At 33.8% G+C, this 24,331-nt stretch carries 26 protein-coding genes and 1 tRNA gene; 15 read left to right on the top strand and 12 right to left on the bottom strand.

What is annotated here, in order from left to right; translation table 11 throughout:
- Window positions 1-2 precede the first annotated feature (2 nt).
- Window positions 3-1,193, bottom strand: a complete 1,191-nt coding sequence (locus HXY53_06580; protein ID NWF76226.1) for a pyridoxal phosphate-dependent aminotransferase — start codon at window positions 1,191-1,193, stop codon at window positions 3-5.
- Window positions 1,190-2,047: a ferritin-like domain-containing protein gene (locus HXY53_06585; protein NWF76227.1), complete on the bottom strand. Its 858-nt coding sequence runs from the start codon at window positions 2,045-2,047 to the stop codon at window positions 1,190-1,192. The genes HXY53_06580 and HXY53_06585 overlap by 4 nt, the downstream gene beginning before the upstream one ends.
- Window positions 2,048-2,178: 131 nt before the next feature.
- Between HXY53_06585 and HXY53_06590 the strand changes: the two genes are divergently transcribed.
- From HXY53_06590 to HXY53_06600, 3 genes are read left to right on the top strand one after another with little or no spacing between them, the layout of a single operon-like run.
- On the top strand, window positions 2,179-3,024 hold the full coding sequence (locus tag HXY53_06590) for a hypothetical protein (GenBank protein NWF76228.1): 846 nt from the start codon (window positions 2,179-2,181) through the stop codon (window positions 3,022-3,024).
- 21 nt (window positions 3,025-3,045) lie between these two features.
- Window positions 3,046-4,110 carry a PD40 domain-containing protein gene (locus HXY53_06595; protein ID NWF76229.1) on the top strand — a complete coding sequence of 355 codons (1,065 nt, stop codon included), beginning with the start codon at window positions 3,046-3,048 and terminating at the stop codon, window positions 4,108-4,110.
- Between the two features lie 5 nt (window positions 4,111-4,115).
- Window positions 4,116-7,463 (top strand): M20/M25/M40 family metallo-hydrolase, encoded by a 3,348-nt coding sequence (locus HXY53_06600; protein ID NWF76230.1) that lies wholly within the window; start codon window positions 4,116-4,118, stop codon window positions 7,461-7,463.
- Between the two features lie 28 nt (window positions 7,464-7,491).
- Here the strand turns inward: HXY53_06600 and HXY53_06605 are convergent, their stop codons facing one another.
- The gene (locus HXY53_06605) at window positions 7,492-7,782 is read right to left on the bottom strand and encodes a hypothetical protein (protein ID NWF76231.1); all 291 of its coding nucleotides are present in this window, start codon (window positions 7,780-7,782) and stop codon (window positions 7,492-7,494) included.
- A 182-nt stretch (window positions 7,783-7,964) separates the two neighbouring features.
- Here HXY53_06605 and HXY53_06610 point away from each other — a divergent pair, with 182 nt between their 5' ends.
- Window positions 7,965-8,636 carry a competence/damage-inducible protein A gene (locus HXY53_06610; GenBank protein NWF76232.1) on the top strand — a complete coding sequence of 224 codons (672 nt, stop codon included), beginning with the start codon at window positions 7,965-7,967 and terminating at the stop codon, window positions 8,634-8,636.
- Window positions 8,637-8,656: 20 nt separating this feature from the next.
- On the opposite strand, the gene rlmN is transcribed toward HXY53_06610, so the two are convergent.
- Complete coding sequence (gene rlmN / locus HXY53_06615) at window positions 8,657-9,685, bottom strand: 23S rRNA (adenine(2503)-C(2))-methyltransferase RlmN (protein NWF76233.1); 1,029 nt, start codon at window positions 9,683-9,685, stop codon at window positions 8,657-8,659.
- 237 nt (window positions 9,686-9,922) lie between these two features.
- On the opposite strand from rlmN, the gene HXY53_06620 reads away from it, so the two are divergent.
- A complete protein-coding gene (locus HXY53_06620) occupies window positions 9,923-10,384 on the top strand; it encodes a YkgJ family cysteine cluster protein (protein NWF76234.1) in 462 nt (153 codons plus the stop codon).
- Between the two features lie 25 nt (window positions 10,385-10,409).
- On the opposite strand, the gene HXY53_06625 is transcribed toward HXY53_06620, so the two are convergent.
- On the bottom strand, window positions 10,410-10,649 hold the full coding sequence (locus HXY53_06625; GenBank protein ID NWF76235.1) for a hypothetical protein: 240 nt from the start codon (window positions 10,647-10,649) through the stop codon (window positions 10,410-10,412).
- A 41-nt stretch (window positions 10,650-10,690) separates the two neighbouring features.
- On the opposite strand from HXY53_06625, the gene HXY53_06630 reads away from it, so the two are divergent.
- Window positions 10,691-13,066, top strand: coding sequence for a hypothetical protein (locus HXY53_06630; GenBank protein NWF76236.1), 2,376 nt, complete (start codon window positions 10,691-10,693; stop codon window positions 13,064-13,066).
- Here HXY53_06630 and HXY53_06635 read toward each other — a convergent pair.
- From HXY53_06635 to HXY53_06645, 3 genes are read right to left on the bottom strand one after another with little or no spacing between them, the layout of a single operon-like run.
- Entirely contained in the window at window positions 13,016-13,723 is a 708-nt protein-coding gene (locus HXY53_06635) for a protein-L-isoaspartate(D-aspartate) O-methyltransferase (protein ID NWF76237.1), read from the bottom strand. The genes HXY53_06630 and HXY53_06635 overlap by 51 nt on opposite strands.
- Window positions 13,724-13,751: 28 nt before the next feature.
- Window positions 13,752-13,922, bottom strand: a complete 171-nt coding sequence (locus HXY53_06640; GenBank protein ID NWF76238.1) for a DUF1573 domain-containing protein — start codon at window positions 13,920-13,922, stop codon at window positions 13,752-13,754.
- Window positions 13,923-13,937: 15 nt separating this feature from the next.
- The gene (locus tag HXY53_06645; GenBank protein NWF76239.1) at window positions 13,938-14,129 is read right to left on the bottom strand and encodes a DUF1573 domain-containing protein; all 192 of its coding nucleotides are present in this window, start codon (window positions 14,127-14,129) and stop codon (window positions 13,938-13,940) included.
- 155 nt (window positions 14,130-14,284) lie between these two features.
- Between HXY53_06645 and uvrA the strand changes: the two genes are divergently transcribed.
- From uvrA to dapB, 6 genes are all read left to right on the top strand, one after another.
- Window positions 14,285-16,804 carry an excinuclease ABC subunit UvrA gene (uvrA, locus tag HXY53_06650; GenBank protein NWF76240.1) on the top strand — a complete coding sequence of 840 codons (2,520 nt, stop codon included), beginning with the start codon at window positions 14,285-14,287 and terminating at the stop codon, window positions 16,802-16,804.
- A 154-nt stretch (window positions 16,805-16,958) separates the two neighbouring features.
- Window positions 16,959-17,147 (top strand): FAD:protein FMN transferase, encoded by a 189-nt coding sequence (locus HXY53_06655; protein NWF76241.1) that lies wholly within the window; start codon window positions 16,959-16,961, stop codon window positions 17,145-17,147.
- Entirely contained in the window at window positions 17,102-17,503 is a 402-nt protein-coding gene (locus HXY53_06660; GenBank protein NWF76242.1) for an FAD:protein FMN transferase, read from the top strand. The genes HXY53_06655 and HXY53_06660 overlap by 46 nt, the downstream gene beginning before the upstream one ends.
- A complete protein-coding gene (locus HXY53_06665) occupies window positions 17,481-17,792 on the top strand; it encodes a hypothetical protein (GenBank protein ID NWF76243.1) in 312 nt (103 codons plus the stop codon). Before HXY53_06660 ends, HXY53_06665 begins: the two co-directional genes overlap by 23 nt.
- Before the next feature lie 37 nt (window positions 17,793-17,829).
- A complete protein-coding gene (locus HXY53_06670; protein ID NWF76244.1) occupies window positions 17,830-18,015 on the top strand; it encodes a DNA gyrase inhibitor YacG in 186 nt (61 codons plus the stop codon).
- A gap of 86 nt (window positions 18,016-18,101) precedes the next feature.
- Window positions 18,102-18,905: a 4-hydroxy-tetrahydrodipicolinate reductase gene (gene dapB / locus HXY53_06675; GenBank protein ID NWF76245.1), complete on the top strand. Its 804-nt coding sequence runs from the start codon at window positions 18,102-18,104 to the stop codon at window positions 18,903-18,905.
- 9 nt (window positions 18,906-18,914) lie between these two features.
- Here dapB and HXY53_06680 read toward each other — a convergent pair whose 3' ends face one another.
- The 4 genes from HXY53_06680 to HXY53_06695 all read right to left on the bottom strand — a co-directional run bounded on the left by HXY53_06680 (window position 18,915) and on the right by HXY53_06695 (window position 21,940).
- Window positions 18,915-19,277 (bottom strand): hypothetical protein, encoded by a 363-nt coding sequence (locus HXY53_06680; GenBank protein ID NWF76246.1) that lies wholly within the window; start codon window positions 19,275-19,277, stop codon window positions 18,915-18,917.
- A gap of 120 nt (window positions 19,278-19,397) precedes the next feature.
- The gene (locus tag HXY53_06685) at window positions 19,398-19,793 is read right to left on the bottom strand and encodes a hypothetical protein (protein ID NWF76247.1); all 396 of its coding nucleotides are present in this window, start codon (window positions 19,791-19,793) and stop codon (window positions 19,398-19,400) included.
- A 70-nt stretch (window positions 19,794-19,863) separates the two neighbouring features.
- Complete coding sequence (locus tag HXY53_06690) at window positions 19,864-21,258, bottom strand: HAMP domain-containing histidine kinase (protein ID NWF76248.1); 1,395 nt, start codon at window positions 21,256-21,258, stop codon at window positions 19,864-19,866.
- Window positions 21,224-21,940 (bottom strand): response regulator transcription factor, encoded by a 717-nt coding sequence (locus HXY53_06695; GenBank protein ID NWF76249.1) that lies wholly within the window; start codon window positions 21,938-21,940, stop codon window positions 21,224-21,226. Before HXY53_06695 ends, HXY53_06690 begins: the two co-directional genes overlap by 35 nt.
- Before the next feature lie 210 nt (window positions 21,941-22,150).
- On the opposite strand from HXY53_06695, the gene HXY53_06700 reads away from it, so the two are divergent.
- The 3 genes from HXY53_06700 (at window position 22,151) to HXY53_06710 (ending at window position 24,331) form a co-directional block, all read left to right on the top strand.
- Window positions 22,151-22,238: transfer RNA gene (locus tag HXY53_06700), tRNA-Leu, on the top strand.
- Between the two features lie 204 nt (window positions 22,239-22,442).
- On the top strand, window positions 22,443-23,513 hold the full coding sequence (locus tag HXY53_06705; protein ID NWF76250.1) for a 4Fe-4S dicluster domain-containing protein: 1,071 nt from the start codon (window positions 22,443-22,445) through the stop codon (window positions 23,511-23,513).
- Window positions 23,495-24,331, top strand: coding sequence for an FAD/NAD(P)-binding protein (locus tag HXY53_06710; GenBank protein ID NWF76251.1), 837 nt, complete (start codon window positions 23,495-23,497; stop codon window positions 24,329-24,331). Before HXY53_06705 ends, HXY53_06710 begins: the two co-directional genes overlap by 19 nt.

Consider the following 24,331-nt stretch of genomic DNA (forward strand, 5'->3'; position numbering starts at 1 on the left):
TATCAAGTAAATCTCTTCAATGCCTCTCTAATCCTATCGACTCCTTTCTTTAACTCATGAATGGAGGTTGCATAAGAAAGTCTTATATAATCATCTTCTCCAAAAGCCCCTCCAGGGACCAAAGCAACGTTCGCATTGTCAAGAAGGTATAAAGCAAGATCTGACGAAGAAGATATCTTAAAATTATCTGTTGATTTTCCGTATAACTTTGAGGTATTCGGAAAAGCATAAAATGCACCATTTGGAGTCTTACAGTTGATAAACGGAATAGAATTCAATTCATGCATAAGAAATTTTCTTCTTTTATCGAATTCCTGAAGCATGGTTACTATGAAATCCTGTGGGCCAGTGAGAGCTTCAACAGCAGCCTTCTGAGCTATAGATGTTGGATTTGATGTGGACTGGCTCTGAATATTAGTCATTGCCTTTATAATATCTTTTGGCCCTGCTGCATAACCTATTCTCCACCCTGTCATAGCATATGATTTTGAAAGACCATTGACTACTATAGTCTTATCCTTTATCTCCTTACTTAATGAAGCGATACTGATATGCTTTGCACCATCATACAGCAGTTTTTCATAAATTTCATCGGAAATAATATAAATATTGTGTTTTAGAGATACCTCAGCAATCTGTTCGAGATTTTTTTTATCGTATGTAAGTCCTGTAGGGTTTGAAGGGGAATTCAGTATTAAAGCCTTTGTTTTTTTTGTAATTTTAGATTCTATTGCTTCGGACTTAATCATAAAGGAATCAGATTCATATGTTTGTATGAAAACAGGAGTTGCATCATTCAAAATAACCTGTTCAGGATAAGATACCCAGTATGGTGATGGAATTAAAACCTCATCTCCAGGATTAAATAAAGCCTGTGCAATATTATATAGACTATGTTTTGCTCCACAAGAAACAATTATTTCTTCTCGTGAATAATCAAGCCCATTATCTTTTTTAAACTTTGAGATAATAGCATCTTTGAGAATATCGATACCCCCAACAGGAGTATATTTTGTAAAACCATCTCTGATAGCCTTTATAGCAGCTTCTTTAATATTTTCAGGGGTATCAAAATCTGGTTCCCCTACTCCAAAATTGACAACATCAATCCCCCTCTCTTTCAATTCTTTCGCTTTTGCATCTATAGAAAGTGTTGGAGAGGGTTTGATTTTATTTGCTCTAATAGAAATCATTTTTTAGTGGCAAAGTCTTTTAATTCTTCAGCTTGATACTTCTCCTGTTGAATAGCAAGATCAATATTAATAATCAATCCTCCATGTTTTTGTAATTCAGTGTCGTTTTTCATTTTCAAGTGACGTGAATAAGCCGTAGCAACATCTTTTGCAGCTTTTTTCATCGCTTGTGTAATGTTTTTTGTAATATCAATCTTTCCTGGTTTGAAGATCGGTGGTACTCCATTTCCTGCAATATCTTCTGCTATATGAGCAAGCTGTTTCATTTTTTCCATAGCCTGATCCATAAGCTGCCAGCCGATTATACCTTTTTTTTGAAATACCCATGAATATCTAATATGTTGCAACATTTCGTTATATTTTCTTGTTACTTCTTTCTGCAACATATCAATAAATTCTCTCGGCATTTCCATTTCTCCACCTGGGACACCTTCAGCTTCTTCTGGTTTGAGTTTTCCGAGAATCCTCTGGAATTTTCTTGCGTGAATAGCAGATTCCCACGCTTCTCTTTGTAGAACACGTTTAATATGAGGTTCATTTACCATTTCGGCTTCGCTATTATAGTGGGGTATTAATTTTTCTTCATATTCAACATATGATTTGAATATAGTAGCTCTGTTTGTAGGATCATACGGATATGGAGCTGGTTTAAAGTCAGGTTCGCCACCTAACTGGCATATAATCATACCCAGCCAATGCATATGCCACATTTCTTCTCTTGATCTTGAGATGAGATTAGCTCCTAAAGGGGTATCTTCTCCTTCAAGCCATCCATGAACAAGGTAACGGATAATTGCTGCATGCTCGTCAGCAAGATCTCTATTCAGCATTTTGATCAGTTCATTTTTTTTCATAATATTCTCCTTTTTGATGGTTATATAAAAGTAATAGTTTTCACTCTGAATTAAGTTTATAAAAAACTATTAAGATTAATCTTATGTTAATAAAATTAAGTTAGTCAAGAGCTATAATGATATAATTCAATATGAAAATTATTCCTGAAGTTAAATGGAAAAATCTTATTGAAGATTTAAACAATATCAGAGGCGTATCTATGATAATCGGAGCGACAGATTCTGGCAAATCTTCTCTTTTAAAGTATCTTCTAAAAGAACTTTTAAGAAAAAACTTAGTGACTTCTGTTATAGATTCAGATGTTGGGCAATCATCACTGGGACTTCCTGGAACAGTATCTATGAGGATATTTTATAATGAACATGATTTTGATAAATTTACTTTTGAAAAAATGTCCTTTGTTGGAACTATTAATCCAGCAATGAATATGTCCACCATAATATCTATAACAAGTAAAATGACAAAAATATGCAAAGAAAATTCGGATTTTGTGCTAATAGATACTTCAGGACTTATATCAGGAGAGATTGGGAAAAACTTGAAAATACTTAAAATAAAATCTATACAGCCTGAACATATCATAGCTTTACAGAGAGAAAACGAATTAGAAAACATACTAAATTTTGTTGAAAATATTTATGTTCACAGGATACCTGTTTCATGCATGGTTAAAATTAGAAGCAGAGAAGAAAGAATATTGTATAGAAAGATAAAATTAAAAGATTATTTTAGTAACTCTAAACTCAACAATTTTATAGTTTCGAAAAACAGTATTATTTGTTACTATAAAAAAAATTCTTTCATACCAAAATATGCGGATTGTTTACAGGGAAAACTCATAGGTTTAAATTATAATGATGAGACAAAGGCATTAGGTATTGTAGATGAAATAGACGATGGTTCAATAATCTTTACTTCTCCAATTGATTCATTGAAAAATATAAATAAGATTATCTTTGGAGATATGAAAATCTGATATTATTCTGTTAGTGATATTATGAAAAAATTTTATTTTTTGTTGATTATATTAACAATTAATATTTTCTTGAAAGGATCAACTTTTGCATTTGATGATTTGCAATCAAAAGAATACCATATGAAAAATGTTACCCAGCTTACTTTTGATGGAGATAATGGAGAGGCTTATTTCAGTTGGGATGGTATGAAACTAATCTATCAGTCGAACCGTAATAATTATCAATGCGATAAAATCTGGATAATGAATATTGATGGGTCAGGAAAACAGATGGTTAGTCCTGACCATGGAGCACATACGTGTTCGTTTTTCTTTCCAGATAATAACAGAATAATTTTTGCCTCAACCAGTCATATTCCCGAGGATTGTCCTCCAAAACCTATTGTTCCTGATATTTCAGGTCATGTTTGGCCTCTGTATCCATATGATATTTTCGTAGCGAACATTGATGGAACAGAAATTAAAAAAATAACAGATAATCCTGAATATGATGCAGAACCTATTATTTCCTCAGATGGCAAACATATAGTATTTGGTTCAAAAAGAAATTTTGATTTCAACATATATATTATGAATGCTGATGGCTCGAATGTTAGGCGCCTGACAGATAGAATCGGTTATGACGGAGGACCATGGTTTTCTCCTGATGGGAAAAAAATAGTATGGCGTGCGTGGTATCCTGAAACAAAAGAGGAAAGGACAATGTGGAAGAAATGCATGGAGAATAATTATATTATACCCCTACCCCTTGACCTTTGGATAATGGACAGTGATGGATCAAATAAAAAATTAATATTGAAAAACGGAGCAACAAATTTTGCACCTTCATGGCATCCAGACGGGAAACGAATTATCTTTTCAAGTAATATGGATGATTGGCTTGAGGATACAAAGAGATTCGGTCATAATTTTGAACTATATCTAATAAACATTGATGGTACCGGACTCGAAAGAATTACTTATAACTCTGTTTTTGATGGATTTCCGATGTTCTCAAATGATGGGAAAAAACTGGTTTTCTGTTCAAACAGAAATCCTCTTAAACCTCGCTCAACTGATGTTTTTATCTCTGACTGGATAGATTAAAATAAATGAAATCTCATCGTTTTATATTTGGTTTTATATTATTATTGCTTATTATTCATTTAACTATAAATATTTCATATTCAAATGATATAACAAAAATTCACCATGACCTTAATGTTCGTCTGTATCCCGAAGAAAATCGTCTTGCAGTCATAGATACAATAACCATACAAGAAGGTTTTCAAAGGGAATTTTATTTTGATCTGCACAGCGGACTTATTGTATCTTCAAGAACCCCTGGAGTCTTAATTGTTAAGTTCAGTAATCCTCGTAATGAAATTATTTTTACAACATATAAAGTAAAATTACCTTCTGACATAAAGAATTTTACACTCGAATATAATGGGATAATAAATCATGAGATAGAGCCTTATGGAAAGGAACAGGCAAGGGGTTTTAAAATGACCCCTGGCATTATATCAGAAGAAGGAGTATATCTCGCTGGAAGCTCTTTCTGGTATCCTAATTTTGAAAAAGAGGTTATTACATTCAATCTTCATATCTGGCTTCCAAAGGATTGGGATGCAATAAGTCAGGGAGACAGAGTTTTATATAAGAAAGATAATGACGGTACACTTGTGCAATGGGACTCAAATGAAACACAGGATGAGATATTTCTGATTGCAGGAAAATTTATTGAGTATACCAAAAAAGAAGATAATAAGTTAGCAATGGTCTATTTACGCTCTCCTGATAAAGAACTCGCTGAGAAATACTTAAATGCCACTATTAAATACATAAACATGTACGAACAGCTTATAGGGCCATATCCTTATAAGAAATTTGCTCTTGTAGAAAATTTCTGGGAAACAGGACTGGGTATGCCATCATTCACTTTACTCGGCCAGAAGATTATCCGGTTTCCGTTCATAATTAATTCTTCATATCCTCATGAGATTCTTCATAATTGGTGGGGTAACGGTGTTTACCCTGATTATACGAAAGGTAACTGGTCTGAAGGTATTACCGCATATCTTTCAGATCATCTTATAAAGGAACTGGAGGGGAATGCTGTAGAATATCGACAGACAACGCTCCAGAAATATACAGATTATATTCTCAAGGGACGTGATTTCTCCCTAAAGGATTTTCGAGTAAGACACAATTCATCAACAGAAGCTATTGGGTATGGGAAATCACTCATGTTTTTCCATATGCTCCGAATGAAACTCGGAAATAAAATGTTTATAGATAGTCTTAAAAAATTTTATCGAGATAACCTTTTCAAAATTGCATCTTTTAATGATTTAAAAATTAGCTTTGAAAAAGTATCTCAACAAAATCTTGATAAGGAATTCGATCAGTGGATTAGCAGAACAGGGGCTCCTGAGATAAGAATAAAGAATGTAACTGTAACTCAGGACAAAGATGTCTATATTCTTAACGGAACCATAGAACAAATACAAACTGGTGAAGCCTATGTATTAGATATACCTGTTGCAGTATCAATGGAAGGGAAAGAATATGCCTATCAATCTTTACTTAGAATGAATAAAAAGATTATTGAATTTACTCTTAGATTACCTTCAAGACCATTGCGAATTGATATTGATCCTGAATATGATGTTTTTAGAAGACTTAATAGAAATGAGATACCACCTGCTATATCACAGGCTTTAGGAGCTAAAAAAATGCTTGTTCTGATTCCTTCTTCTGCTGATGAAACATTAAAAGAAAAATATTTAATGTTAGCTAACCATCTTAAAGAATCAGGACCGGATGTGGTAGATATAAAGTTCGATCACGAGATAAAAGAAATTCCCACTGAATATGCTGTAGCAGTTCTGGGTTGGGAGAACCGTTTTCTTAATGATGTTACTAACAATTTATCATTATACAAAGTCAATTTTGATAGTTCTGGTGTTAATATAGATAATAAATTTATAACAATAAAGGGTAATTCCTTCGTTTTTGCTTCAAGAAACATCAAAAATCCAGATATACCATTAATTTTAGTTGCTTCTGACAATTATAGAGCATTAGACGGAATCAGCAGAAAGCTTCCTCATTATCATAAATATAGCTATCTTGTCTTCGAAGGAGATGAGCCTGTTAATATCCTAAAAGGACGCTGGCCTGTTTTCAACTCTCCCATGACATTATTCATACCAAATAAAGACGGAAAAACCTTTATGGTAGATAGAGGAAAGTTATCTCAAAGAGAACCCCTTATATCTATACCATATATTTTCTCTAAAGAAAAAATGATGGATACCATTAAATTTCTTTCAAGTAGACAACTCATGGGTAGGGGTTTAGGCTCAAAAGAACTTGATATGGCAGCAAATTTTATATCCGATAAATTTAGAGAAGCTGGTCTTCAACCTGGAGGAGATCAGGAAAATAGTTACTTTCAGACGTGGGAAGATAAAGAATACAAGATGATGATGAAAAATGTCATAGGTATCATCCCTGGAGAAGATAAAACCTATAAAGAGGAAAGTGTTGTAATTGGTGCTCATTATGACCATCTGGGCATTGGCTGGCCTGATGTAAGAGAAGATAATAAAGGGAAAATACATCCTGGTGCTGACGATAATGCAAGTGGAATTGCTGTTCTAATAGAACTTGCAACAGTTCTTAAAAAACAATTGCATCCAGATCGTTCAATTATTTTTGTAGCATTTACAGGTGAGGAATCAGGGAAAAAGGGTTCAAAATATTATATAGAGAATCAAAAAAGATTACCTATTAGTAAATGTATTGCTATGATTAATATCGATACAGTCGGACGTCTCGAAAAAAGAAAACTTTTAGCACTTGGTGCTTATTCAGCAAAGGAATGGCCTCATATTTTAAAAGGTGCAGGTTTTGTTACAGGAGTAGAAATAGATACTATATATGAAGAACTCGATGCAAGTGATCAGGTCAGTTTCCATAATGCAGGAGTGCCTGCTATACAGTTTTTTACAGGACCTCATTCAGATTACCATCGTCCTACAGATACAGCAGATAAAATAGATTCAGATGGACTTTTAAAAGTAGCTTCAGTAGTTAAAGAAATAATTGAATATCTCTCAAAGTCTGATAGATATATCACAGCAAATCTTAAGCCTTCTGACAAAAGTGTTAATTATTCTCAAAATGTTAGAAAAGTTCATTTCGGAGTTGTTCCTGACTTTTCTTTTAAAGGTGAAGGTGTTAGAGTCTCAGATATAATTCCTGATTCGCCAGCATCCTCAGGTGGTTTGTCGAATGGAGATATTATAGTCAATATAAATGAACACAATATAAAATGTCTTAAAGATTTTTCTGAAGTTCTTAAGTTGTTTAAACCAGGAGATAATGTTTCAATCACATTTTTGCGTGATGGGAAAACAATTAATATCCAGACGGAGTTAACAGCAAGATAGTTTAATAATGTTACAGTCATTAAAATTTCTATTGATTATTAGACTTTGAATCAACATCAGATATTTTCATAAAAGACTCTTTATACAATAAATATAGTGCCTCACTTAATAAAAGGTCAGGATATTTTATAGTTGCAATGATTGCATCTTCGAGTGGATAATCAACAAAATGTTCCTCTGAATAAACAATTCTTATGAATCTTCTTTTAAGAAGGAAACAACGTTTTTTATTCCCATTTTTATCAATAATAGGAATAATAATATGCTCGAGATCCTCCTCGAGTTTATATCTTTCAATTAATTCTCGAATTTCTTCCAAAGGTTATGTATAACTTTATTCGGATTACAAACATTTTATCATATCTTGTTTAAGTTAAATCAAATGCTATCTGTTATTGACCTATTATTGTTTAATAGATACAATATTTATAAAAATCAAGGTAATTTAAACTGAAAACCGCAGGGATAATTATAATTGGAGACGAAATTCTATCAGGAAAAGTGCAGGACTACAATGCCTTCTTCATGGCAAAAGAACTCTGGGCACATGGAGTCCAACTTTGCCGTATCTCAATAATACCGGATATCATTGATGAAATAGCTGATGAAGTTAAAAAATATTCGGATAGATTTGATTATGTATTTACATCAGGTGGAATTGGTCCTACTCACGATGATGTTACGATTGAGGGAATATCTAAGGCTTTTAATGTTAAAATAGTTACTGATCCTACTTTATATGAAATTCTTTTAAGCAAACTTGGAAATCTATCTCAAGAACAATTAAAAATGGCAGAAATTCCTGAAGGGGCTGAACTTATTACTGAAGACAATCTCTCATTTCCTCTAATCAAGTTTAAAAATATTTTTATTTTACCAGGGATCCCAGAGTTGCTGAGAAAGAAATTTTTTGCGTTAGAGAAAATCTTTAATGAACCACAAATATTTCTAAAAAAAATTTATATTCAGGAATCGGAATCTGCTATCGCTCCACTATTAAAGGATGTTCTGAAAAAAATTGAAAATATTAAGATTGGTTCTTATCCGATTATGAATATACGTGATTACAATGTGATTGTAACAATTGAATCATCAGATGAAACCTTTCTGAAAAGGGCGGTTGATAACTTAATCGAAAATCTACCAAAAGAAAAAATATTTAAAGTGGAATAAAGAGATGAAGACTTCTTATACTAATTCAAAGATTCTCCCCTGAGTTGTCCGCACGCTGCAAAAATATCCTGTCCCCTGCTTTCCCGGATTAATGTCCTGATATTACAATCCATAAGTATTTTCTGAAATTCTAATATTCTATTATATGGTGGTCTTTTAAGATTACTTGAATCAGTCTGATTATAGGGAATAAGATTTACCTTGCAATATAATCCCTTCAAAAGTTCGACAAGCCTGAAAGCATCCTCTGATGAGTCGTTTTTATTATTAATCATTACGTATTCAAACGTTATTTTTCTGCCGAATCTATAACAATAATTTCTGCATGTCTTTATAAGTGAAATAAGAGGGTATTTTTTATTAACAGGCATAAGCTCGCTTCTTGTTTCGTTTGTTGTTGCATTAAGAGAAACCGCAAGATTAACTTCAGGAGATATTTCAGCAAACCGATTAATTTTTGGAACTATTCCAGATGTTGAGACTGTAATCTTTCTTTTTGAAATTCCAATGAAATTAACTATTCTACGGATAGATTCGATTACTTCGTTAAAATTTAGGAATGGTTCTCCTGTTCCCATAAATACGATATTCGTAATTTTTTTTGGATTTATTAGCTTATTAACAGAGATTATCTGGTCGACTATTTCGAAAGCTTTTAAGTTTCTTACAAAACCTTTCTGCCCAGTGAGACAGAATATACAGCCCATACCACAGCCTACCTGTGATGATATGCAAAGGGTCAAACGTTTTTTCTCTGGTATCAAGACACTTTCAATCGTATGACCATCTTCTAAAGAAAAAAGAAATTTCTCTGTTCCATCACATGATTTTATTCGCTTAAGCAATAAAAGGTTACTAATATATGAAATATTATTAAGAATATCCCTGAGTTCATAAGAAAACTCTGTTATTTTATTTATTTCATGATCATATTTTTTATAAATCCGGTTAATAAGCTGAACACCTCGATAACGAGGCAAACCCAAATCTTTTACAAAGCTAAAAATTTCTTCTTCATTAAGTGTTTTTAGATTTAATTTTTTTTGCATAAAAATATTATAAAAAACAATAAGTAGAAATTATATTTTAACATTATACAATCCTCTTAAGTAATTCAAAAGTAATTCAAAGAATTTAACAACAAAGCATACAATATAATAATTTAATTAAATATCTAAATTATACAATGTATTATGTTATATATTTTAAGTTAAGCTTTAAGATTAAATCTAAAAATATAAATTTATTTAACATATATTTCTAACTTTATTTTATATTATATCAATATGGATAATAGAAACTATTCTGATAACTCTCCTGAAGAAAATTTTGATATCTCCGAAGAAGAAAAGGCCTATATCAAAAAAATGCTTGAACGTCTTCTTGAGTTAGGATTTGCAGCTGTTTATGGTGATGAAGATAATTCAGAGGAACCTGTTATTTTTGACCATGAAGATAGAAAACATATTTGTAAAGCTGTCTGTTGTAGCTTTATTTTTGCCCTTACAAAAAAAGAGGTTGAAAAGGGGATAATAAAATGGAACCCAAAACGTCCTTATTTTATCGCACATGATGAAGATGGGTACTGTCCACACTTAAACAGACAGAATCTTTTATGTGAAATATGGAATGACAGACCAGAGAGATGCCGTAAATATGATTGCAGAAAAGACCCAAATGTATGGTTAGATTGGGATAAAAAAATAATAAATGCTGAAGTATTCAGCCATCTTCCACAAAAAACTTAGATATTTTCGGGTTAATTATTTATTCTTATTTCTTGTTTTTCATCAACCTTTCATATTTTTCTATACCAATACATTCTTTTGCTGCAGGACACCACTCAATACAAGTGGGTTTCATCTGTCGCGATATTTTCCTGCCGCAATTCTTACATAGCATTTCGACCTCATCTGACCATATTTCGTTTATAGTATCACACCAGAAACACTTTATTTCTTCAGGATATGGTGTTCTTATTTCTCTACTACCCGGGCAACTCTCTTTTAACATATTTCTATCATAAGATTTTTTGTTAAATTAATCTATATATTATGAATACACAAAATAAATTATTCTTTATTATTCTCCTCTGTTCATGTTCAACACTTGCATATGAAATAACACTTACAAGAATATTTTCAATCTCTCTTTGGTATCACTTTGCATTTATGATCATAAGCATTGCAATGTTAGGGATAGGTGCAAGCGGAACATTTCTCTCTATCTTTCCGAAACTAAGAGATGTATCTCTGCTTGGCATCTACTGTCTGTCTCTCGGAGCAGGAATATCTATCAGCTACATTTTATCTAATCAAATACCTTTTGATCCTGTAAAGCTTGCATGGTCTAATACACAGATATTATATATAGGGTTTTATTATATTACTATCTCAATACCCTTTTTTATAACTGGTTTAATTATTTCTCAATCCCTTTCTTTATATAGCCAGAAGTCAGGTTTAATATACAGTGCAGATCTTATTGGTGCTGGTCTCGGAGCAGTAGGAATTCTTTCTCTTATGTCTTTTACAGCACCTGAGAACAGTGTTTTTGTTCTTTCTTCAATTGCGTTGATTTCGACATTTTTTTGTGGATCGAAAAAATTAATAACTATCTCCATCATTCTTATAGGACTAAATATTTCATTAATCATTTTTAATCCTTCATTTATGAATATCAGAATTTCTCCATATAAAGGTTTACAAACTGCGCTCAGATATCCAGGTGCAGAACATTTAAAAACATATATTAGCTTTTTTTCAAGAATAGATACATTTATAAGTCCTGCTTCGCGCTTTGCACCAGGCTTAAGTTTCAACTATCTTGAAGATCTACCAAAACAGATTGGTTTTTCCATAGACGGAGGTAATATCAATTCAATTACAGATGTTAGAGATAAATCTTCTCTCAAATTTCTTCAATATCTGCCATCTGCTCTTCCATATGAGACAAGTAAAAAAGGCAATGTTTTAATTATTGATTCTGGAGGAAGCATTCAATCTCTTATTGCAGATTATTATGGATTTTCTAACATATATAAGACTGAACGCAATCCACTTCTTATTGAGATTCTACAAACAGATTATAATGAATTTACCGGTGGCTTATATTCTGAAAATACAAGAACTGGCCTTGCAAGGTCATGGTTAAGGAATACCAATATAAAATTCGACGTTATTGATATCCCTTTGATGAGTATTATACCATCGGCTACATTCGGTATTTCAGAAGACTATGGTTTTACTGTAGAGGCATTCAAAGAATATATCAGTCATCTTAAGCCAGAAGGTTTACTTAGCATAAACCTTTTTATCATTCCTCCTTCAAGAATTGAACTTAGGATATTGGATACATCAATAACTGCTTTAAGTGAAAATGGTATAAAGGATATTGAAAATCATATAGCAACAGTTCGCAGTTGGGATACCATATGTATCTTGATAAAGAAATCTAAATTTTCTTCAGATGATATAAAAAAAATCAAGGTATTTACAAAAAAACTTGGATTTGATCTGATTTATTATCCGGGAATTAAAAAAGAAGAGACCAATATCAATATCAGAATGCTATCTAATGAATATTACACATTGTTCAAAAATCTCATCGATATAAAGACAAGAGACGATTTTTTAAATAATTATTTATTTGATGTCAAGGCTGTGAGGGATGACAATCCATTCTTTTACTATTATCTCAAAATCAGATACATAAAAGATATTTACAGGATTATGGGTGAAAAATGGCAGTATTTTATTGAAGAAGGATACATTCTTTTAGCAATTTTTATTCAGGTCTTTTTTATGAGTATCATATTTATATTCCTTCCAGTTATAAAATTACTTAAGTCAAGGGATGAAATTATCAATAGACATTTTTATATCTTGCCATACTTTGCCTTTATAGCGATCGGATTTATGTTTATAGAGATTACATTCGTTCAGAAAATGATTCTACCTTTAGAAAACCCTTCTTATGCAATGGCTACCGTAATTGTTTCAATCCTGATTTGTTCAGGAATTGGAAGTCTACTGAGTTACAGGTTTAAAAATCTTCAGAGCACATTCATTTGTCTCATCATTACATTTCTTATTATTTATTACAGCATTTTTTTACCTATATTTTTAGAATTTATTCTACCGTATACATTATCCGTTAAAGTTATTATGGCATTCTTCATTATTATGCCTATAGGATTTTTTATGGGTATACCGTTTCCAAACGGTTTAAAAATAGCTGGTGAGAGAAATATATCTTTAATTCCTCTGGCATGGGCAATAAATGGCTGCCTGTCTGTCTTTGCACCAATTCTTACAATAATGATTGCAATTGAATTCGGATTCAAACGAGTATTCTGGATTGGTGCTTTATTTTATTTTTTAGCGTTTTTGTGCCTCTCCAACCATAGGAACAAAAGAAACAGAACCTAATTGTTCAACATCTATAGAACCTTTTTTCTTCGTCATAAGTGTAAGAGTCTGAAAATAAACGGTGCTACCCAGAGGGACAATAAGTCTTCCACCGTCTTTTAATTGTTTGATTAAAGGAGTTGGGATATGATTAACAGCCGCTGTTATGATAATCGAGTCGAATGGTGCGTATTCTTCCCATCCAAAATATCCGTCAGCGTATTTAACTTTTACATTATTATAGCTGAGAGTTTTCAGTTTTTTTGTTGCATTTTCAGCTAAGATTTTTCTTATCTCGATAGTATAGACTTCCCTAACAATTTCTGATAGAACGGCAGCCTGATATCCTGAACCAGTCCCTATTTCAAGGACTCTATCAGACGGTTTCAATTTAAGTGCCTCTGTCATCAAAGCAACGACGTATGGCTGAGATATAGTCTGCCCTTCTTCAATAGGAAGAGGATGATCAGCATATGCCTGATTCATTAGACTTTTATCCACAAAAAGATGTCGAGGAATTTTACTCATAACTTCAAGCACTTTCTTGTCTTTAATTCCTCTTGCCTTAATATCGTGTTCTACCATGGCTTTTCTTTTTGAAGCGAATGGATCAGAAGCAGAAAGTACTGTTGGCAAAGATAATAAAAATAATATAATTATAATAATTTTTTGTATCATTAGATTTTTGAATAATGGATGTTATTTACTACCTTACCTCATTAATAAATGCCTTTAACTCGAGTTTAACAAATGGTATTTTCGGGTCATTTGAAAAAACTTTTACACTTTTTGAGATATAACCCTTTCTTCCCCTTATGTCTATCTTTGCTTTGATCTTTCCTTTTTCTCCTGGTTTTATATGGCTCGAACTAGCCATAGCTGCTGTGCAACCTCATTTGGTAAGAAGTTTTTCTATCCTCAGATCCTGATCTCCAGCATTTTTGAATTCAAACGTGTGTTCTATTTCATCACCTGGAGTTATTTTACCAAAGTCATAGATTTCTTCATCAAACACAATAGAAGGCTGAGAATATGAAATTACAGGGTACAGCAATAGAATAGCCAGTATAAATATTTTTTTCATAAATTATGTTACTACATTATTTCTAAAAAAAGGAATTTTATAATATCAATTTCAGCCAATCACATTTTGGAAGCGTCTTCAATACCGTTATACTTATTGTGTATATTTTAGAGTGTCTGAATTTACTATGTGTGTTATATTAATAAGTTAAACAAATGCAAGAATTTCTTTTTATAAAGGGTGCAAGAGAACACAATCTTAAAAATATTAACCTGTCAATACCAAGAGATAAAATTACCGTTGTAACAGGGCCTTCGGGTTCGGGAAAATCTTCACTTGCTATTGATACTATATATGCAGAAGGGCAAAGACGATATGTCGAAAGTCTCTCAGCATATGCAAGACAGTTTATCGAGCAAATACGAAAACCTGATGTTGATTATATAGAAGGACTCTCTCCTTCTATCTCAATAGACCAGAAAACCGTTCATAAAAGTCCACGATCCACTGTTGGCACTATCACTAAAATTTATGATTATATGCGTGTTCTATATGCGAAAATTGGACGTCAGTATTGCTATAACTGTGGATCTCCTATATCAAAACAAGATTCTCAGGATATTATGAACTCAGTCATTTCTCTTCCTCTTGGAAGCAAGATACAAATTCTTGCTCCTATAGTAAAAGATCGAAAAGGTGAATATAAAAAAGAGCTTCAGGAAATGAGAAGAGAGGGTTTTATAAGGGCAAGAATAGACGGTGAAATGATGGATCTTACACAGGATATTTCTTTGAATAAATACAAGAGACATAATATAGATATTGTGATTGACAGAATTATCATTAAACCCGGCATAGAGCGTGAGACTAAAGAAGCAATCGAAATAGCCCTCAGATACTCAGACATAGTTATTATCAATTTTCTTTCAGAAAAAAAGGATATTATCTTTTCCAAAACATCAGTTTGTGCAAAATGTGGAATTAGTTATCCAGAGATAACTCCTTTATTTTTCTCTTTTAACAGCAAACAGGGTGCCTGTCAGAGATGCAATGGTCTTGGTTTTGAAAACATTTATGAAGATACTGATAATATTGATGATTTTAAAATATGCAAACTCTGTAATGGTTTAAGATTAAGAAAAGAATCTTTAGGGATAAAGATACAAGATAAAAGCATAAGCGAATTTGCAGCAATGTCTGTTGATAATGCTCTACTATTTATTAACAATTTAGACCTTTCTGAAAGGGAGCAAATCATAGCATCCAGAATTATAAGAGAGGTAAGAGACAGACTTAATTTCTTAATACAAGTCGGCCTTGGCTATCTGACACTTGACAGAGTTTCTCTTACACTTTCAGGTGGAGAAGCTCAGAGAATCAGGCTTGCAACACAACTCGGCTCTTCTCTTACTGGTGTTCTTTATATCCTTGACGAACCGAGCATAGGAATGCATCCACGGGATTGTATGAAACTTCTTAATACTCTATCATCTATGCGTGATGCAGGCAATACAGTTATAATTGTAGAACATGATGAAGAAACTATAAGATATGCTGATTATATTATTGATATGGGTCCTGGTGCTGGTGTCAGAGGTGGTTGGGTAGTAGCAACAGGTTCTGTCCAGGAAATTGAAAAAAATGAAAAATCTCTGACCGGAAAATATCTCAGCGGAAAATTATCTATAGAGCTACCTTTAAGAAGAAGACAACCAAATGATTATATTTACATTAAAGGTGCTCAAGAATTCAACCTTAAGAATATTAATGCCAAAATACCTCTCGGGATTTTTACCTGCGTGACAGGGGTATCAGGTTCTGGCAAAAGCACTCTTGTCATTGAGATACTGTATAAAGCTTTATGTAAAGAATTATATGGCAGTAGAGAACGTCCTGGAAAATATAAAGAAATCAGCGGTATCGATAAAATTTCTGGTATCATAAATGTCGATCAATCACCTCTCGGAAGGACTACGAGGTCTAACCCTGCTACCTACATAGGAGCCTTTTCTTTCATCAGGGACCTCTTCGCTAATGTTCCCGAGTCAAAAGTCAGAGGATATTCAGCCTCCCGCTTCAGTTTTAATCTTTCAGGCGGACGATGTGAATCATGTAGTGGTGATGGATTGATAAAGGTTAAAATGCATTTCCTCCCCGATGTTTACATTCCCTGTGATACATGTAAAGGAAAAAGATACAATAAAGAAACCCTCGATATCCGCTATAAAGAAAAAAATATTGCAGAAGTTCTTGACATGACTGTATCAGAAGCAATTAATTTCTTTTCAGCTATTCCTTATATACGTCAAAAACTCGAAGTGCTCGAAGATGTAGGACTTGGTTACTTGCAACTCGGACAGCCAGCTTCTACCCTCTCAGGAGGTGAAGCTCAGAGGTTGAAACTATCAAGAGAATTATCGAAGAGAACAAAAGGTAACACTCTATATATTCTTGACGAACCTACCACAGGGTTACATTTCACAGATATCCAGAAACTTTTGAATGTTCTTAATAGTCTTGTCGATTCTGGAAATACAGTTGTTGTCATAGAGCATAATCTTGATGTTATTAAATCGTCAGACTATGTTATTGACCTTGGTCCTGAAGGTGGAGAAGAAGGTGGTATGATTGTAGCTGAAGGCACACCTGAGGAAATTATTCAGAATCCTGTTTCCTATACTGGAAGATTTCTGAAAGACAAAATCTCATCTCTCGGCATTATCAAAGTAGCATAAAAAATAAACTAAAAATAAAAACTTTTAATTTCGATTGGATTTTCATAAAAATATAAAGCCTCATGATACTGAAATAAAAAAGAACCTTCTATTGGTGAATTACCGAGATATAGTAATTGACAAAAAAAATCAACTTTTTTCTTGAGAAAAAAACATGAGCATAGACCTTGGTGGAATTGCAAAAGGATATGCTGCTGATAAAGCTGTTGATATATTAAAAAATAATGGAATACAGGCCGGAATCGTAGCTGTTGCTGGTGATATAAAGGTGTTCGGGCACAAACCTGATGGCAGGGCATGGAAAATCGGTATAAAAAACCCAGAAGCGATACCTCTAAAGTAAGAATCGATACGAATAGACTGTTAGATGATATTATGGCAACACTTGATATGAGCAACATGTCAATATCTACCTCAGGAGATTATGAGCGATTTTTTATAATGAATGGAAGACGCTACCATCATATTCTCTTTCCCCGAACAGGATTACCTGCTAATGGATGTCAAAGCGTCAGTATTATAGGCGAGGAAAGCGCCTTAACTGATGCTCTTGCAACAGGGGTATTTATTCTTGGTTCTGAAAAAGGTATACAATTTATGAAAGAACACGGATTTGAAGGCATTATTGTAGACAGTAATGGCAAAATACATTCTACACCCAACTTCAGAGGTAAACTTGAATTTACGAAAGTTCCTTAAGATAGCAACATTCGCTGATAAAATACTATTTATCACACTCATAATTCTTTTTTTATCTGGGATTTTATATATAAACAAGCTCTTTAATCATGCAAATTATGCAAAGATTGAGGTAGATGGTAAACTTGAGTACATTTTAATCGAAAATCAGAACGAAAATAAAAACAACATCGATATTGTCCCTTTTATATTATTAGTTGGCACATTAACAGGCATGTTCAATGGAATTTTGTCGGAATACATATTACAAAGCTTGAAAAATTATGAAGAAAAGAGTAAAAATAGCTAAAATCTATTTACTTTAAGCCTTTAAAATTCTGTGTTTAATGAGAATTATATGTCCCATATGCAAAAACAAAACAACCTGGGAAGAAAATCCCTGGAGACCATTTTGTTCAGAGAGATGTAAACTTATTGATCTTGGTAAATGGGTTACAGAGGAATATAAAATACAAGGGAATGAATCCGATAATACGGAAAATATTACTGAACAGAATGAACACAGATTTTAGATAATTATGATATGATATCTTAAAATTTTTTGTTATCTAATATAAACTGAGTGCTAAAAGCACTCAGTTTAGAAGGGGGGGCAATAATGATTAAGATAGCGGTTGCTGGTGCGGCAGGAAGAATGGGTAGCAGGATTACTGCTCTTTCAAAAGAATATAAAGATTTACAGCTAATAGGTGCGTTTGAGAGAAAAGGGCAAAAGGATGTTGGCAAAGATATAGGAATAATTACAGGCATAGGTGAAACTGGAATTAAGCTGACCGATAACCTTGAATCAATTATTAAAAATACTGATGTTGTTATATCTTTTACTACTGTAGAGGCTTCTATTGAACATTTGCGTATTGCATCCTCTAATAATAAGGCCATAGTAATTGGAACAACTGGCTTTACAAAAGAAGACCTGAAAAAAGTATCCACACTTACAAAAAAAATACCGTGTGTAATGGCTTCAAATATGAGCATGGGAGTAAATCTTCTTTTAAAAGTATTGCAGGATATTGCCCGCGTTCTTGGTGATGGCTATGATGTTGAAATAATAGAGGCTCACCACAGGATGAAAAAAGATGCACCAAGTGGTACGGCTCTAAAAATGGCACAGGTGATTGCAGAGGCCTTAAAGAGAAAGTTTGATGATGTTGCAGTTTATGCGAGAAAAGGCTTAATTGGCGAAAGAACATCTAAGGAGATTGGTATACAGGTAATTCGTGCAGGTGATATAGTCGGAGAACATACAGTCATTTTCGGTGGTCTTGGTGAAAGAATTGAGGTTACTCATAAAGTATCAAGCCGTGATACTTTTGCTCGTGGTGCTTTACGCGCAGCCATGTGGGTGTATAAAAAACCGGCTGGTTTATATGACATGCAGGATGTGCTGGGGCTGAAATAGTTATCGTTTTTAATAAATGGAGCGCACCCTACCCGTTCTTTTATCGATAATGATTAAATCGATTAGTGTGCCTTTGTGATTAATAATTTCTGCTTCAAAAAAATAATGTCTTTCTCTTATTTTCCCTATTCTTGCTTTCTTGTTCTGAATAAAAAAATTATCAAGTATCTGCTTAGCTTCAACAGGAGTGCGGACTTCTCTTTTTGCACCATACCAGCCCCACTTTTGTCCCCTACCATAATTTCCATACATCGGCTGACATTCTACTGCTGCTTCATTTCCTGATTTCATGGGTTGGGCAAAAGATAAATCAGCAAAGATTATTATACTTGCCGTTATTATAATGAATAATGCTATAATTTTTTGCTTCATATCTTATATACTATTATATTCTTTTTTAATACAGAATAAAATAATGATAAACTATATGTGCTTCTGTCATTTTATTTATAAATGAGGTTTTTAGAGGGGGGAGTAATACCCCCCCTTCTATTACCTTCCGATTGGGCATGGTGCACATCTTTCTGCAGCAAAACCTCGACCTGACATTCTACCATAGCCCATTCTTCCACCTTTTCGTGCTGGCAATCCAATTTCATCGGCTTTCTTCTGAATCTTTATTCTGATATCAACGATCTCTTTCTCTAAAGTAGCTATACGTTCTCTATCTGGATTTTCCTTTCCATATTCCTGTTGTATTTCAAGCCTCTTTATCATCAATTCATCTCTTAAAGGTAAAGTCTCTTTCTGAAATTCCTTAACTGTTTCTATATCTACGTTAGAGAATCGATTTAACCCATAACCTTTACCAGGAAACTGTGCATATACGACAGAAACAAGAAGAATTCCTGCAATCAAAATCAGTCCGATAATTAATCCTTTTTTCACTCTCCTCACCTCCTTTATTCTGTATCTTGTTTACAGAATAACATCACATTATGAAGGTGTTTCGAAGGAATTATGAATAATTTGTGAAAATAGGTATATATACACTAAATATCGCTCCTTTGCCATATTCACTTTGAACCTCGATTCTTCCGCCATGTGCTTCAACAAGCTCCTTTGTAATAGTCAGCCCGAGGCCAAGCCCTCCCTCAGAAGCCTTATAAAATCGCTCGAATATGAAGGGTAAATCTTCCTGTTTAATTCCTTTGCCTGTATCAAAAACCTTAAGAAAAATCTCAGATTCATTCCTGCCAGCCTGAACCTTCACAACTCCTCCTTTTTCAGTTGCCCTTAAAGAATTGCTAAGAAGATTTATCACAATTTGACTGAATTTGTCAGGATTTGCATTAATTGTCAGTGAAGCATCACATTCAAGGATTAATTCTACACCCTTATCCATAAATATTTTTTTAAAACGCTCTATTATTCCTGTAAGAAATTGCTTGAGATTAAACCATTGCTTTTTCAAGTCAAGAATACTTGCCTCCGCCCTCGCTAATTCTTCAATTCCTTCGATAATATTTTTCAAGCGTTTTGTTTCCTCATGTAAAGAGAGAAGTCTTTCTTTATCTACAGGTATCAGTCCATCTATCATACCTTCAAGCTCTCCCTGAATAGATGTAAGGGGCGTGCGAAGTTCATGGGCAATATTTGATGTAAGTTTCTTTCTCAGTTCCTGCTGGATCTCAAGACTTTTAGCCATCTTGTTGAATGTTATTGAGAGATTGCTTAATTCATCATTTCCCGAGACAATTACTCTACTCTTTATATTCCCTTCACTAATATCATGAGCAGCAGAAGTGAGTCTCTTAATAGGAATTATGAGTCTGTGTGAAAAAATAAGGCTTACTATAAGTGACATTCCTCCTAAAACAAAGAGCGAACCAATTAAAAATCTGTTTGTCCTCTCAACGAAAATTGTTTCTTTTAAATGTTTCTCCCGTGGTAACAAAGCTCTTACCTCAAGATTGCCTATATGTTCGCCTCCTAAAAATAGTGGAAAGACTGAAAAATTCTCTTTCTCCTGCATATCAGCCATTTCAGAAAAAGCTGAAATAGCCTGAATTCTTCTCTTCATCAGAGGTGTTAGTGATTCTAATGCGCTTTTAGCACTCATGATTTCATTATTGTTCATATCATGTATCTTGATCTCATATCCAAGCAACAACGCCCATATTGTGTTTTCCTTAAGTGCAGTCAGATTCCAGCCTGAGTATTGCTCATATGACCCTTCAAGAACAGCCATCATCCTATAGATTCTATCTAACCTTTCACCCTCAAGATACTCAGAGAAATCCTTTATAATGAGTTCACGCAAAATAAATGCTGCAGAGAGTGAAACCATAGATACACAGAGCAGGAGGATAAGAAACTTAACCCAGAGACTTTTTAACATCAACTTTCCCATTAAATTTATATCCAACACCATAAACTGTATGAATAAACGATGGGTTTTTAGGGTTCTCTTCTATCTTTTGCCTTATATTCTTTATATGTGCATCAATGCTTCTTTCATAGCCTTCAAACTGATATCCAAGTGCACTTTCTACAAGTTCGCTTCTCGTAAAAACTTTCCCAGGATAAGCTGCGAGCACTGAAATAATCTTGAACTCTGTTGGTGTCAGATCTACAGCAATTCCGTTCTTTTTTATCTCATATTTACTTGTATCGATAATTAAAAGTCCCTTATTAAAACTCATAAGGCCTGTTGCAGAAAGATCTTCTCTTCTTACTCTCTTTAGCACGGCCTTAACCCTTGCTACCAACTCTCTTGGACTGAATGGTTTTACAATATAATCATCAGCACCAAGTGCAAATCCTGCAACCCTTTCCTCTTCAGAAGATTTTGCTGTAAGCATAATAATTGGGAAATCACCAATTTCCTTTAGTTCTTGACACAAAACCTCTCCACTCGTATCAGGAAGCATAAGATCGAGAATTACAAGCAAAGGGCTTTCCTTGTATACAAAGTCAATTGCATCCTTACCTTTTTCTGTAAAAACTACTTTAAATCCTTCGTTTTCAAGGTAAACTTTAACAATTTTTGCAATCTTTTTATCATCTTCAACAACAAGTATTGGATGTGCCATATTCTAAATATACCATATGCTTTTATACTTTATTAAATTATTATTGACAGCATTTTTGGGATTAATTGACCCTATGATATATTTAGAGGTTTTTGATATACTGTTTATTACAGTTCTGTTTTAATCAATAGTAAATTACCTTTTAACTTTATATTATTTTGTGATACTATATTTTCCGCTTGATTCTTTATTTTGAATAAAGTCTCTACTGCCGGAGTGGCGGAATTGGTAGACGCAAGGGACTTAAAATCCCTCGTTCCAAAAGAACGTGCCGGTTCGAGTCCGGCCTCCGGCACCACTTATTATATAAATAACAAGCGGATGGTCCTTGCACCCCTCTCGATCCTCCTTAACCAAGGCCAGACTACTAAAGCTAAGCACCAAGACCACAAACCAAAAGATGATTGTTTTATTGCTGTCCTTTGGTGTTAAAATAGTAATGTTTCGTCGGAGGTTTCTAAAACTTAGCTCCGGCACAAAGAATATTAAGTTTTTGAACAATATGCAACATCATACATCATATGTAATACTGAAAAAAGAAAGATTTGATGATTTTATATCCAGTCTTTCAAGAATGCAGAAATTGGTTGCACCTGTTGCAAAGGGGTTTAACAATTATTCGTTTGAAGAAGTTCATTCTGCAAAAAATATTGCATTAAAGTATATCCCGACTATTCTTCCTGCAAAAAAATTTTTTATGCCTCAGCGAGAAACACTCCTTGAATACAGGGTTTCTAAACATGTAAAGGCTGAGGCTGTTGTTGAATATGAAAAAATGACTATCTTCGGACTTCACACCTGTGACCTTGCAGGTATACAATGCCTTAACATGGTGTTTTCAGAACGTCCCAAAGATTACAATTATCTAACCCGTAAAAATAAAATAACTTTGATAGGGTTAGAGTGTAATGAATATTGTGATGAGTATGCAAGCTGCCATCTTGTAAATGCTAGCTTTCCGAGTGGTGGATATGACCTCTTCTTCACTGATCTGGGTGATTATTTTATTGTTCATGTTAATACCCTGACAGGAGAAAGGATCTTAGATATAACTAATTGTTTTGAAAAGTCGAGTGAAGCCAACCTGAATGAACTTTATCGAATGCGTGAGAAAAAAAGAAAAATATTTTCAAACGAAATTCCAATAAAGAGCAGACACATACCTGAACTCTTTGATAGATCTTTCAGATCCCTTGTATGGAAAGAACTTGACGAAAGATGTCTCGCTTGCGGAAACTGCACAAATGTCTGTCCTACTTGTTACTGTTTCGATATAAAAGAAGAAGTAGATCTGAGCCTTATGCATGGTATAAGGTATCGCGTCTGGGATTCATGCCAGCTTGAGCCGTTTGCCAAAATATCAGGAGGTATAAATTTCAGAAAAGAAAGATCTGCGCGACAAAGACACAGGTACTACCGAAAATTTAGATATCCGATTGATAAATTTTCGCGTTTCTTCTGCACTGGATGTGGTAGATGCACAAGGACATGTATGGCGGGGATCAGCCTAAAAGAAACGCTGAATGAACTTTTAAAGGAGAGTGAAGACAGATTATGGAGAAGGTGGCTCTAAAAGACTCCAGCTATCAGTTAAAGAGGGCAAAAATACTCAATATAAAAAAACTGACAGACAAAGAAAAATTTTTTGAAATAGCACTTATGGATAGAGACTATCTTGACCATGAGCCAGGTCAGTTTATAATGATTTCTCTCCTCGGGATAGGAGAAGTTCCTATTTCTATATGCTCATCTCCTACAAGACGTGATTCTTTTGATATATGTGTAAGGGCTGTAGGTAAGGTTACAAACAAACTACATAAATTAAAGACAGGGGATGAGGTAGGTATTAGAGGTCCTTATGGAAAAGGATTTCCAGTAAGAATCCTTGAAGGGAATGACCTGTTAATTATTGCTGGTGGTTTAGGGTTAGCACCATTACGTTCCCTGATTACATATGTCCTTGATAATCGTCGTGATTTTGGGAAGGTGCATATTTTATTTGGATGTAAGGAACCTAAGGAGATACTATTCAGCGATGAAATGAAAAAATGGAGTGAACGAACAGATTTACACTATGCATGTACGGTTGATCGTGCAGACCCTGAATGGGCTGGAAATGTTGGTGTAATTACCACTCTTATTCCTGGAGTTGATATTGAGCCATCTCGAACATTTGCTGCTGTTGTTGGGCCGCCTGTTATGTATAACTTTGTAATAAAGGAACTTTTGGCTAAAGGGATACCGGAGCGTCAAATTTTATTGTCTTTTGAACGTCATATGAAATGCGGAAATGGAAAATGTGGTCGCTGTCAGATTCAAAATCTCTATTGTTGTCAGGATGGACCTGTCTTCAATTATGAAAAGATCAAATATCTGAGTGAGGCTTTTTGA

The organism is Nitrospirota bacterium (assembly GCA_013388455.1).
GTDB lineage: Bacteria > Nitrospirota > Thermodesulfovibrionia > Thermodesulfovibrionales > SM23-35 > JACAFF01.